Here is a 10,823-nt window from a genome sequence, read left to right on the forward strand (position 1 = left end):
GCGAACGCTTGCGGCATTCTTCCGGGGCAACAGGGGAGGGTGGTCATTCAGTCTCCGAAGCGGGCGCGGCGACAGGTGAACCCATCGACCTGTCCGCCGCGATGCCACCCCGGTGACCTGCCTGGGGCGACGTCAGACGTCGGCGACACGCACCACGAGCTTGCCGAAGTTGCGTCCCTGGAGCAGGCCGATGAGCGCTGTCGGCGCGTTCTCCAGGCCGTCGACCACGTCCTCACGCAGCTTCACCTGTCCGGCGGCGACCCACTCGCCCATGTCGCGGAAGAAGGCGTCGAAGCGGTCGGCGTAGTGGTCGAGGATGACCAGGCCCTGCACGGTGATGCGCTTCTGCAACACGGCCGTCATCACCCCAGGCAGCAGGTTCGGCCCCGCCGGCGGCGTCTCTTCGTTGTAGTGCGAAATCAAACCGCACACCGGCACGCGCGCGCCGACGTTGAGCAGTGGCAGCACCGCCTCGAACACCGCGCCGCCGACGTTCTCGAAATAGATGTCGATGCCGTTCGGGCAGGCGGCCGCGAGGTGTTCGGCCAGCCGAGGGTCTCTGCGGTCGAGGCAGACGTCGAAGCCGAGCTCCTCGACTGCGTAGCGGCACTTGTCCGCGCCGCCGGCGATGCCGACCACGCGCGCGCCCTTGAGCCGGGCGAGCTGCCCGACCACCGCGCCGACCCCGCCGGATGCGGCGGCCACGACCACGGTTTCGCCCCGCTGGGGGCGGCCGATGTCGAGCAGGCCCACGTAGGCGGTGAACGCGGGCATGCCGAGCACGCCCAGCGCCAGTGACGGCTGCGTCAGCGCGCCGAGCGGGACCAGGTCTTGCCCGTCCGACAGCGCGTAGTCCTGCCAGCCCGCTCTGCCGAGCACCAGGTCACCGGCGCGGAATCGCGGATGCCTGGACGCGACGACGCGGTTGACCGTGCCGCCCGCCATGGGGTCACCCAGCGGCACCGAGGGAGCGTAGACCGGAGGGATTTCGTCCATCACCTGGCGCATGTACGGGTCGAGCGACAGGTACAGCGTGCGCAGCAGCACCTGTCCTTCGGCGGGCGTCGGTACGGCGGCTTCGTCGAGACGGAAGTCCCGGGGCGTAGGCGACCCGCGTGGACGCGCGGCGAGGACGACACGGCGATTGACGGCGGCATCTGGCTTCATGGGCTTGCTCCTGGGGTGTGGCGAGACGTTCTGCTGGAGCGCTCTGGCGCCGCCGCATGCACATGCACGGACGTCGCGAGAGCGGTGTGTGGACAGGAATAGACCGGTCGTCTAGTGAACTGGCAAAAAAAGGGGGCACACCCGTGCCCCGTTCCCCTTCAGCGGGCTTTCGTGAGACCCAGCTGCTTCCGTGTGGCGGCCATGACCGCGTCCAGTGGCGCGCGGTCGCGAGAAATCTTGGCGAGCAGACTGGCGCCAAGCCAGCTCTGGTAGAGCGAGGCCGCGACAGCGTGCGAGTCCAGTGGGGCAGACAGAGAGCCGTCCGTCCTGCCCGCTTCGATGCAGCGAGCCAGGCGTTCGACGACTCCACGCGTCCCCTGTTCCAGTTCCGCGCGCATGCTCTCGGACAAATCGCTGACCTCCGCGCCGAGCTTGACCACGAGGCACCGGCTCTTCGCGTCGTCGCCAGTCTGCGAGTCGAGCCAATCGCGGAAGTAGGCGGTCAACCGCCGTGCGGCCGTGCCCCGCTGCGATAGCAGTGCGTCCATTCGCCCCAGGTAGTCGGTGAAGTAAGCCTCGATGACCGCCTGCCCGAACGACTCCTTGGATCCGAAGTAGTGGTAAAACGAGCCCTTTGGCACCTGCGCCGCCGTGAGCACCTCGGTCAGGCCGACTCCCGTGAAGCCCTTGCGCAGCAACAGTGGCTTGGCCACATCGAGGATGTGCTGGCGGACGTCGGTCGCGGCGGCGGGCGCGGTCATGCGTCGATCATAACGGCGCATTAGACCGGTCGTCTACTGAATCGGAGCCCCAGGCCGTAGAACTCCACCCGCGCCGCGACGTCATCCACGGTCACGGTCCGCTCCTGGAAGACGCCGCGCTTACGAAGGAAGGTCTCGACCCTGGCATCCAGCGCCCCCATCCACGAGGGGATGGGCTGCGCGGTCTCCCAAGTTCTTCCAGGTGGCGTCAGTCCTCGCACACCCGTGGCCGGCGGGCGTGGAGCGTCACGGGGCCGGTGCGCGCACCTTCTCCACGGCGGTGGTCACGTCGGACCACTCCCTGGCGCTCAGGTGCATACCGAAGACGCGACCCACCTCCAGCTTCTCGCGCGCGACGACCTCCACCGTCTCGGCGAGCTGTTGCACGTTGAAGAACGAGCCATCCGGCATCGGCTGCACCAGGTCGCTGGTGTACAGGAGGCGGTGCTCGGGCAGTCCGACGAAGAGCATGCGCTCGCCCGTCTCGGTGCGCACCGGCACCAGCTCCAGGCGGTTCTTCCCGGAGCCCAGAGTGGTGCGCGTGCCGACGGGACGAATCGCACTGGAGCGAGGCGACTTCGCGAGCGCATCCGGAGTGAGGGTGCGGGGAGACTTCAACAGGCGCTCCACCAGCGGGCGGTTGAGGTCCAGCACGTGGAGGGGCACCCCGCGAGCGACGTACTCCCGCAGTCCGCCGATGTGGGGCCACGCATCGCTGGTGGTCACCACGGCCTTCACCTTCACGCCCGGGAAGCGCCGCTGGGCCTCATCCATCACTCGCGCCGAGTAGCCCGAAGACAAGGGTGCCTCGATGATGACCAGACCGTCGTCCTGCTTCACGAGGACGACGTCCCAGGCGCCGGGCAGGTGCACCACGCCAGGCACCAGCTCGACGGCGGGCCGGTCGGGCCGGCCCAGTGGAGCGGTCTCCGCCGTGGTCTTGCTCCGCGCCGCGAAGCCCTTGCGCACGTCCTCGGGAATGGAGAAGTCCGACTCGGACAACTTCGGCTCCAGCTCCAGCCGCGTCACCGTGAAGGAGTGATAGGCGTTGCCATTGCGCTCCCATTCCCAGTGTCGGGGGTAACGCAGGCCCCCTGACTCCAGGGACCAGGACTGGAACGACAGCCGGGTGCGCACGTCACCCCAGACGCTCCAGAAGAAGTCACCAGGGTGCGCGTCCACGGTCTCCACCTGAGTGGGCAGCCCGGTCCGGGCATTGAGGAACAGCTTCGCCGTCGCGCTCCCATGGTGGAACGTCACCACATGGTGGGGCACGTCCTGCAATACGGTGTCGGGAAGAGCGCGCAGGTCGGCGGCTTCCAGCGCGGTGAAGAGGACCCGCTCGGGAGCGAAGTCCAGGCGCTCCTCCATGTCCTGGAGCTGCGCGGCGCCGGCGGGGAACAGCTTTCCACCGCGCTCCATCGCCACGACGCCGTCGGCCAGCATCATCGTCACGGCCTGCCAGGAGTCGAGGCCCGCGGCCCCTCGGCTCTCCGTCTTCTGACGCAGGCGCCGGTGGCGCAGGTCCCGAACCTCTTCGAGCTGCTCGTACATGACGAGCCAGGGCGCGGCGGGGCGCTCGGACTGCTCCAGCAGGTTCCAGTGGCCGATGCCGTGAATGCGCAGGCTGGAGAGGGCCCGCAGCCGTGCTTCACCGCCCATGGCCTCCAGGGCGGCCTGGACGCGGGGCCGGGCGGTGTCTTCGGCGGAGCGCGCGGTGGAGGCGAACAGCAGCGTGGCGAGCACGAGTGACAGTGGAAGTCTTCTCATGCCCGCCAGGATGTCGCCGCGCGCATCGCCCTTCCGAGGCGTGCAGGGAATGGCGTGAAACGCGCGGCGAGTGGTGAGCCCGGTGCGGCGAACGGCGTCGCGGGCTTCAGTCTCCGGAGACGGCGAGCTGCCAGTCACCCGTCTTGCTGATGCCCACGCGCAGGCCGTAGTAACTGTCGCGCGTCTCCCGCATGCCCTTCAACTCCGCCTCCGAATAGACGTCGGAAAGCGCCTTCCAGTCCTCCGGGTTCTTGACGCCGGTCACGTGAAGCCAGGGCCAGTAATAGATGCCGCCTTGCAGCGCGTAGGGCAGGTCCAGCACGTTGACGAGGCGCGCGAGGATGGGCTCGCCCTCGGCCTCTCGTTCCTTCCAGTACGCCGCGACGTCGTCGCCATCGCCGAAGGTGAAGCGCACGCTCTTGCCCTTTTCGTCCGCCAGCTTGGAGAGCTGCGCGTAGTCACAGGCCCTGGCGGCGGCGATGATGCGGCGGCGCATGTCCTCCACGGCCTTCGGCGGCGGCGGCGGGCCCGTGCGCGGCTCCGGGAGAGGCAGGTCCATCGCGGAGCACTTCACGGCGCCCGCATCGCCAGGACTCCCAGCCAGGAGGCCCGCGTCCGTGGTGCCCGCGTCCTCCACGCGCGAGCCAGAGTCGGAGCTTGCGACAGTCCCATCACCCTCGGCTCGAGGACTCGCGGGCGCGGCGGGGGGCTGAGTCTCCGTGGACGGAGGAGGTGTGCTGGCATCCTCCCCCGACGGCGGAGTGGAGGCGCGCGGGGTACAGGCGAGGAGCGAGGCCGCGGCGTAGACGGACAGGAGCGTGAACCGGTTCATGGCCCGCCTATGTAGACCAGGGGCGGCGGGCGAAGGTCCGGTTTCAGTGCGCCGTGTCGTTCAACTGCCGCCTTCTGGTGACTCGATGACGACCGCGAAGGGGTCGAAGGGCTTGTCGCTCTTCTTCTTCGTGGACGTGTTGGGCATGCCGTACTCGCCGGTGGGGTGCTCCGGGCGCACGGAGGTGTACGGGTCGATTTTCACGGGGACGCCGAACACCTTCGGGTTCTTCTTCGGCTCCGACGGCCCGCCAAAGTTCGAACGGTTGTCTTCGCTCATTCCCGCAGTCTACCGCGTCGGCCGGCCGGTTGCTTTCGGGCCGGCCCTGCACGGACTGCTTGGGTCTCGCCGTGGACAGGGCGATACTCCCGGCCCATGTGTGGCCGTGTCACCGTTCGGACTTCTCCAGACCAGCTCGTGGTGGAGCTGGGGCTTGCTGGCATTCGCGCGGCGGTGGATCGCCCGCGCTTCAACCTGGCGCCCACGCAGTTGATGCCCGTGGTGCCCAATGACGGCGCGCGGATGTTGGATGCGTTTCGTTGGGGACTCATCCCTTCGTGGGCGAAGGACGCGAGCATCGGCAACAAGCTCATCAACGCACGCGGTGAGACGGTGGCGGAGAAGCCCAGCTTCCGCAGCGCGCTCAAGCGGCGGCGGTGCCTGGTGGTGGTGGACGGTTGGTATGAGTGGAAGCAGTCCACGAAGCCGAAGACGCCCTTCCTCTTCCACCGTGAGGACGACAAGCCCCTGGCGCTCGCCGGGTTGTGGGAGGAGTGGACGGCGCCGGACACGGGTGAGGTGCTGCGCACGTGCACCATCATCACCACGGGCCCCAACGCGCTGATGGCGCCGATTCACGACCGGATGCCCGTCATCCTTTCGCCACAGGCGCAGGAGGTATGGCTGCGTCCGGAACCCCAGGAGGCGGCGGTGTTGTTGCCGCTGCTGGTGCCCGCCGTCGACGGCGGGATGGAGGCCTACGAGGTCTCGCGCGTGGTCAACATCCCCACGAACGACGTGCCCGCGTGTGTGGAGCGCGTGGCCGCATAGCGCGAGTGCCGCTACGCCTTGCGCCGCACGCGTGAGTCCAGGCTCCAGGGCCCTCCGCCGATGAGGGCCACCGCCACCATCACCGTGAGATAGAGCAGCGCCAGCTCCATGCGCCCGAACGGGTCCGCGCGGTGGCGGAACAACGCCACCAGCATGGTGAAGCCCGCCATCGCCGCGGCCGGCCGTGTGAAGAGCCCCACCGCCACGAGCACCCCGCCCACCAGCTCCGCCAACGACGCGCACCACGCGAAGAAGAGCGGAAAGGGGAACCCCAGCTCCGCCACGCCCGCGGCGAATCGGGACATGTCTCCGGTGACTTTCGGCAACCCATGCCCCAGTCCCAGCGCGAGCCCAAATACAGCCCGCACCAGCGTCCAGCCCAACGCCATTCTTCCCACCATGTCGTAGTCCTCCAAAGCGTTGCCGCATCCTCGCATGACGTCGTCGTGCCTCGAACCGAAGGATTCCCAGCGAGGCGTTCATTCCCTGTCGCGTCGCGAATCGCGGCGGACATTCCAGAAGGAAAAGGGGCGCCCTATGAGCGAGCAGCGAAGGTCGTCGTGTGTCCAGCGCAAGGGGATGCGACTGGGGCTCATGTCATGGCTGTGTCTGAGCGTGGTGGGCTGTGGCGGCGTCTCTGAGCCCGAAGTCGCGGGGCCCGAGCAGTCGTCTTCCGCGTCCGCGATGCAGGTGGAGCGCGTGCGCGATTCGGCGGAGCTCGCGAAGATGCGGGACTACGTCGATTCGCTCTACGACGCGAAGTCCGTGGTGCACCGCTTCACCAGCAAGGGAGGAGATGGCATCGACTGCGTGCCGTTGTACGCACAGCCCGCGCTGCGGCAGCCTGGCATGGAGAATCACCGCATCCAGCTCGCTCCGGGAACCGAGCCCGTGCTCCCGCCCGAGCGCCTCGCTCCGTCCCCCACCGCGCCCTCTGAGAAGTGGCGGGCTCAGCCCGCGGCGCTGGAGGGCCTCGAGACGGCTCCAGACGACCTGGACGCCACCGGCGCGCTGCGCCGCTGCCCCGTGGGCTCCGTGCCCATTGTCCGACTGACGCTCGACACGCTCAAGCGCTTCGAGTCGCTGGAGGACTTCCGTCAGAAGGTGCCCGGTCACCTGCGGGGCAACGTCTCGGTGGAGACCGACAAGCTCCGCTCGCTGGCGAGCGCCACGCCGTCCGCGCGCTCGGGCCCCACGGACCTGCACCAGTACGCGCACACCGCGCAAGGGGTGAGCAACTGGGGCGCGGAGGCCATCTTCAACATCTGGAGCCCGTACACGGAGCTGTCCAGCGAGTTCAGCCTGTCGCAGATGTGGGTCGTCCGTGGCTCGGGCTCGAACCTGGAGACGGTGGAGGCGGGCTGGCAGAAGTACCGCGACCTCTACGGCGATGACCGTGCGCGCCTCTTCATCTACTTCACACCCGACAACTACGGCAGCGGCGGCTGCTACAACTTGAGCTGCGGCGCGTTCGTCCAGGTCAACAACACCGTCAGCATCGGCGGAGGCTTCAACAACTACAGCGTCACCAACGGCGCGCAGTACGAGTTCAAGTTGATGTGGTTCAAGGATGGCACCACGGGCGCCTGGTGGCTGAAGTTCCAGGACATCTGGGTGGGCTACTACCCGCGCACGCGCTTCGACGCCGCGGGGTTGATGGACCGGGCCGACGTCATCGACTTCGGCGGCGAAATCATCGACAACCGCAATGGCAACCTCCACACGTCCACGGACATGGGCGGCGGCGCCTATCCCGGCGTGGGCTGGGCCAATGCCGCCTACACGCGCAACCTGCTCTACGTGGACACCACCAACGTCTATCGGGAGCCGACCTCGCTGGGCGCCTGGCGCAATGACAGCAACTGCTACGACATCATCCAGTACAACAACCCCGGTGGCTGGGGCCGGTACTTCTACTTCGGTGGCCCGGGCTACAACGCCAACTGCATGTAGTCGCCCCGCGTGACGGGGGCGGGGAGCGGGCGCAAGGCGGGCCCGTTCCCTGTCGGGGTGCTCTGTCGGAGGGTGTCGGGGCAGGGGCGCGGGCCATGGCTGGCCCAGGACACGCGTCGAGGTCAGGTTGAAGGCTGGATGGGGGCCTCCTCTCACCGTGTCGGCCGGGCAAAGGGGCTCGGGCTCGCCCGGTGGTCAGGGTGCAGCCGAGCGGGGAGCCTCCGGAACGGGAGCGCCATGCAGACCGAGAACCCAACCCTGGACTTGGACAAGGTGGACGAGGCGGTGAGTGGGAACATCGTCGACGCGGGGCCGGACCACCTCACGGTGCACGACATCGGCGCGGGCGAGGACCTCACGCTGCGCATCGACGACCGCACCACCTACGGCTGGACGGATTCGCGCTACCGGGGGCAGTTGACCGACGCGGCCCAGGTCCGGGTGGGCTTCTATATCGCCGGAGGCGTGCACACGGCCGCGGAGATCATCGTGATGGACCCGGGACAGGGCGAGTCCATCGCGGCGGAGGTCCTGCCCAGCCAGTACCAGTGAGCCCGCGCCGGAAGGGGCGGGTGACGCCGCCTCCAGTAGACCCTGGCGCTATGACGCACGCTTGGGGGCGCGCAGGTCGGTGATGGCCAGGGGGTGGCGCGCGCCCTGGGGCGAGACGAGGGCCGCGTTGAGGATGAAGTCCTGGCCCATGCGCAGCTCCAGGGTGGTGGGCCCCTTGTGCGTGGTGCGCCAGTCCAGCTCGATGCGCACGGTGCCCAACAGCTCGCGCTCCACGGTGGTGGTGTCGAGCGACTCGAAGAGGGCGACGGAGATGGGGCCGGGGATGAGCGGCAGCTCCAGCGTCACGGACTTCGTCGCGGGCACCGGCGTGTTGGCGGGGATGACCTCGTGCTGCGCGCCGCCGGGCACCATGATGCCAATGGGCATGGGCACCACGTCCGCCAGCCCGTTGATGCCTCGCGCCAGGTTGCGTCCGAGGATGGCCGCGCCGACGGCGACCCCCAGCTCCGGGTTGACCTCCTTGTCGGACGACAGGCGCTTGAAGTGGGAGAAGCGCTCGCGGATGACGGGCATGCGCGTCTGGCCGCCCACCAGCACCAGTTCGTCGACGTGCTCGGCCTTCAGCTTCGCGCGCTCCAGCACGTCGTCGCACGCGGACGCGGCGCGCTCGATGAGCTGGAACACCATCGACTCCAGTTGCTTGCGCGTGAGCGTGTAGTCGAAGTCGACGAAGCCGCCGTCCTTCTGGGCGATGCAGGGCACGCGCAGCACGGTGGAGTCACGCGAGCTGAGCGTCATCTTCGCGGACTCGGCGGCGAACACCAGCCGCTGCATCACCACCTGGTTGCCGCGCAGGTCGATGCCGTGCTGACGCTGGAAGTCCGCCACCAGCATCTCGACGATGCGCTCGTCGAAGTTGGCGCCACCCAGGAACGCGTCGCCGCCGGTGGCCAGCACCTTCACGATGCGGTTCTGCACCGCGAGCAGCGTGGCGTCGAACGTGCCACCGCCCAGGTCGAACACCATCACCGTCTGTTCGGGGTTGCGCAGGTTGGCGTAGTAGAGTGCCGCCGCGGTCGGCTCGTTGATGATGGCGCGCACCTGGAGCCCGCACTGCTCGGCGGCCTGTCGCACCGCCTCGCGCTGGCGGATGCTGGCGTGCGCGGGCACGGTGAGCACGCACTCGCGGAAGGGCTCTCCGGCCGCGTGGGTCGCCAGCGTGAGAATCTGCCGGATGACCAGCTGGGTGACGTCCGTCAGCGACGTCACCTTCCCGTACATCTTCACCGCGGTGTAGCCGTCGGGTGCCTCGACGAGCTCGAAGGCGTACTTGTCCTTGTGCTGCGTCACGTATTCGGACTGGTAGCGGCGTCCGAGGAAGCGCTTGGCGCCGAAGACGGTGTGCCGAGGGTCGTCGATGATTTGCCGCCGCGCCGCGTAGCCGACGATGGCCTTGTCCGCCGCGTGGAACCACACCACTGAAGGCAGCGTGAAGCTCTTGTCCGTCACGGGCACCAGCCGCAGCTTGCCCGTCTTGTCGAAGAACGCCGCCGACGTGTTGGTGGTCCCGAAGTCGATTCCGAGGATGGGGGCCGTGCTCATTCGCCCCTGACTCTCCCACGTCCTGAGCAACGGTTCAGCTCCGGAGATTCCATGCTCTCCAGGCTCGCGGATTATTGCGCCCACGAGCTGTCCGTTCCACCACACCCGGGGTGGGTGTCCCTACACGTGCTCCATCACCATGACGGCGACGGTGTGGGGTGCGAGCGCCTCGTAGATGTGGGGCACGTCGCCGGAGAAGGTCGCGTAGTCGCCGGGGTTCAGCTCGACGGGTGCGTCGCTGGGGCCCGCGCGCAGGCGGCCCTTGCTGACGACCAGGTGTTCGACGCTGCCCGGAATGTGGGGCTGGGCGTGGCGGGCGGCGCCGGGCTCCAGGTTGATGACGTAGAGGTCCCTGCGCGCGCCCGGGGGGCAGGCGGACAGCATGATGCCGGTGAAGTGGGCCTGCTCGGAGCGGATGGCCGCGCCCTCGCCCGCTCGGATGATGCGCACCTCGCGCGTGGGTGGGTCGACGAGGCGGCTGAACGGCACACCCAGGGCCACGGCCAGCGCCCAGAGCGTCTCGATGCTGGGGTTGCCGGTGCCGGCCTCCAATTGGGACAGCGTCGACTTGGAGAGGTTGGCGCGCCGGGCCAGCTCCGACAGCGACACGTCCGCGCGCTCACGCTCCCGGCGCAGCGCGATGGCGATGGCATCCAGGGGACGGGGTGGCTTGGGCGTTCGTTTTACCGGCATGGTCGTTCTTATTGACGAACGACAGGCTTCTGTCCACATTGATGCGCATGGGAAATGTGGATCGCGCCCTCGTCCGGGATGTGGGCGCCGTGGCGCTGGCGTCCGGCGTGGTGGGCGTGTCGTTTGGCGCGCTCGCGGTGGCGGCGGGGCTGTCGGTGTGGATGGCCCTCTTCATGTCGGTGGTGGTGTTCGCGGGAGGCGCGCAGTTCGTCGCGGTGGGCATGGTGGCGGCGGGAGCCACGCCGGTGGCGGCGGTGTTCGCGGGGCTGTTGCTCAACGCGAGGCACCTGCCGTTTGGAATGTCGGTGGCGGACGTGTTGGGGAAGCGGTGGCCCACGCGGCTGTTGGGCGCGCACCTGATGGTGGATGAGTCGGTGGCGTTCGCCCTGGCGCAGCGTGAGCCCGCGCGCAAACGCGCGGCCTACTGGTTGTGCGGCGGCATGCTGTTCGTGGCGTGGAACCTGGGCGTCGTGGTGGGTGGG

Annotated in this window: 12 protein-coding genes; 4 read left to right on the forward strand and 8 right to left on the reverse strand. The window is 68.6% G+C overall.

Annotated features, from left to right (window positions below; all coding sequences use genetic code 11):
- Nucleotides 1-132: 132 nt before the first annotated feature.
- The 5 genes from curA to FJV41_RS28485 form a co-directional block, all read right to left on the reverse strand.
- Nucleotides 133-1,167, reverse strand: coding sequence for an NADPH-dependent curcumin/dihydrocurcumin reductase (gene curA, locus FJV41_RS28465; RefSeq protein ID WP_141645715.1), 1,035 nt, complete (start codon nt 1,165-1,167; stop codon nt 133-135).
- A 158-nt stretch (nt 1,168-1,325) separates the two neighbouring features.
- Nucleotides 1,326-1,928 carry a TetR/AcrR family transcriptional regulator gene (locus FJV41_RS28470; protein WP_141645716.1) on the reverse strand — a complete coding sequence of 201 codons (603 nt, stop codon included), beginning with the start codon at nt 1,926-1,928 and terminating at the stop codon, nt 1,326-1,328.
- A 246-nt stretch (nt 1,929-2,174) separates the two neighbouring features.
- Complete coding sequence (locus FJV41_RS28475) at nt 2,175-3,698, reverse strand: MBL fold metallo-hydrolase (RefSeq protein WP_141645717.1); 1,524 nt, start codon at nt 3,696-3,698, stop codon at nt 2,175-2,177.
- 106 nt (nt 3,699-3,804) lie between these two features.
- Nucleotides 3,805-4,530 carry a hypothetical protein gene (locus FJV41_RS53920; protein ID WP_246137467.1) on the reverse strand — a complete coding sequence of 242 codons (726 nt, stop codon included), beginning with the start codon at nt 4,528-4,530 and terminating at the stop codon, nt 3,805-3,807.
- Nucleotides 4,531-4,590: 60 nt separating this feature from the next.
- Nucleotides 4,591-4,809 carry a hypothetical protein gene (locus tag FJV41_RS28485; RefSeq protein ID WP_141645718.1) on the reverse strand — a complete coding sequence of 73 codons (219 nt, stop codon included), beginning with the start codon at nt 4,807-4,809 and terminating at the stop codon, nt 4,591-4,593.
- 96 nt (nt 4,810-4,905) lie between these two features.
- On the opposite strand from FJV41_RS28485, the gene FJV41_RS28490 reads away from it, so the two are divergent.
- Nucleotides 4,906-5,580, forward strand: coding sequence for an SOS response-associated peptidase (locus tag FJV41_RS28490; RefSeq protein WP_141645719.1), 675 nt, complete (start codon nt 4,906-4,908; stop codon nt 5,578-5,580).
- A gap of 11 nt (nt 5,581-5,591) precedes the next feature.
- Here the strand turns inward: FJV41_RS28490 and FJV41_RS28495 are convergent, their stop codons facing one another.
- On the reverse strand, nt 5,592-5,981 hold the full coding sequence (locus FJV41_RS28495) for a DoxX family protein (RefSeq protein WP_141645720.1): 390 nt from the start codon (nt 5,979-5,981) through the stop codon (nt 5,592-5,594).
- 136 nt (nt 5,982-6,117) lie between these two features.
- Between FJV41_RS28495 and FJV41_RS28500 the strand changes: the two genes are divergently transcribed.
- The gene (locus FJV41_RS28500; protein WP_181790998.1) at nt 6,118-7,533 is read left to right on the forward strand and encodes a neprosin family prolyl endopeptidase; all 1,416 of its coding nucleotides are present in this window, start codon (nt 6,118-6,120) and stop codon (nt 7,531-7,533) included.
- Nucleotides 7,534-7,770: 237 nt separating this feature from the next.
- On the forward strand, nt 7,771-8,085 hold the full coding sequence (locus tag FJV41_RS28505; protein WP_141645722.1) for a hypothetical protein: 315 nt from the start codon (nt 7,771-7,773) through the stop codon (nt 8,083-8,085).
- A 48-nt stretch (nt 8,086-8,133) separates the two neighbouring features.
- Here the strand turns inward: FJV41_RS28505 and FJV41_RS28510 are convergent, their stop codons facing one another.
- Both FJV41_RS28510 and FJV41_RS28515 read right to left on the reverse strand, forming a co-directional pair.
- On the reverse strand, nt 8,134-9,648 hold the full coding sequence (locus FJV41_RS28510) for an Hsp70 family protein (RefSeq protein WP_141645723.1): 1,515 nt from the start codon (nt 9,646-9,648) through the stop codon (nt 8,134-8,136).
- Nucleotides 9,649-9,768: 120 nt separating this feature from the next.
- The gene (locus FJV41_RS28515) at nt 9,769-10,341 is read right to left on the reverse strand and encodes a helix-turn-helix domain-containing protein (protein ID WP_141645724.1); all 573 of its coding nucleotides are present in this window, start codon (nt 10,339-10,341) and stop codon (nt 9,769-9,771) included.
- A 47-nt stretch (nt 10,342-10,388) separates the two neighbouring features.
- Between FJV41_RS28515 and FJV41_RS28520 the strand changes: the two genes are divergently transcribed.
- A partial coding sequence (locus FJV41_RS28520; protein WP_141645725.1) for an AzlC family ABC transporter permease occupies nt 10,389-10,823 on the forward strand: 435 nt, incomplete at its 3' end.

The sequence above is a fragment of the Myxococcus llanfairpwllgwyngyllgogerychwyrndrobwllllantysiliogogogochensis genome (assembly GCF_006636215.1).
GTDB lineage: Bacteria > Myxococcota > Myxococcia > Myxococcales > Myxococcaceae > Myxococcus > Myxococcus llanfairpwllgwyngyllgogerychwyrndrobwllllantysiliogogogochensis.

Excerpts from the sequence above, each read along its gene's own strand:
- curA (WP_141645715.1), bottom strand. The coding sequence starts at position 1,167 with ATGAAGCCAGATGCCGCCGTCAATCGCCGTGTCGTCCTCGCCGCGCGT.
- FJV41_RS28470 (WP_141645716.1), bottom strand. The coding sequence starts at position 1,928 with ATGACCGCGCCCGCCGCCGCGACCGACGTCCGCCAGCACATCCTCGAT.
- FJV41_RS28475 (WP_141645717.1), bottom strand. The coding sequence starts at position 3,698 with ATGAGAAGACTTCCACTGTCACTCGTGCTCGCCACGCTGCTGTTCGCC.
- FJV41_RS53920 (WP_246137467.1), bottom strand. The coding sequence starts at position 4,530 with ATGAACCGGTTCACGCTCCTGTCCGTCTACGCCGCGGCCTCGCTCCTC.
- FJV41_RS28485 (WP_141645718.1), bottom strand. The coding sequence starts at position 4,809 with ATGAGCGAAGACAACCGTTCGAACTTTGGCGGGCCGTCGGAGCCGAAG.
- FJV41_RS28490 (WP_141645719.1), top strand. The coding sequence starts at position 4,906 with ATGTGTGGCCGTGTCACCGTTCGGACTTCTCCAGACCAGCTCGTGGTG.
- FJV41_RS28495 (WP_141645720.1), bottom strand. The coding sequence starts at position 5,981 with ATGGTGGGAAGAATGGCGTTGGGCTGGACGCTGGTGCGGGCTGTATTT.
- FJV41_RS28500 (WP_181790998.1), top strand. The coding sequence starts at position 6,118 with ATGAGCGAGCAGCGAAGGTCGTCGTGTGTCCAGCGCAAGGGGATGCGA.
- FJV41_RS28505 (WP_141645722.1), top strand. The coding sequence starts at position 7,771 with ATGCAGACCGAGAACCCAACCCTGGACTTGGACAAGGTGGACGAGGCG.
- FJV41_RS28510 (WP_141645723.1), bottom strand. The coding sequence starts at position 9,648 with ATGAGCACGGCCCCCATCCTCGGAATCGACTTCGGGACCACCAACACG.
- FJV41_RS28515 (WP_141645724.1), bottom strand. The coding sequence starts at position 10,341 with ATGCCGGTAAAACGAACGCCCAAGCCACCCCGTCCCCTGGATGCCATC.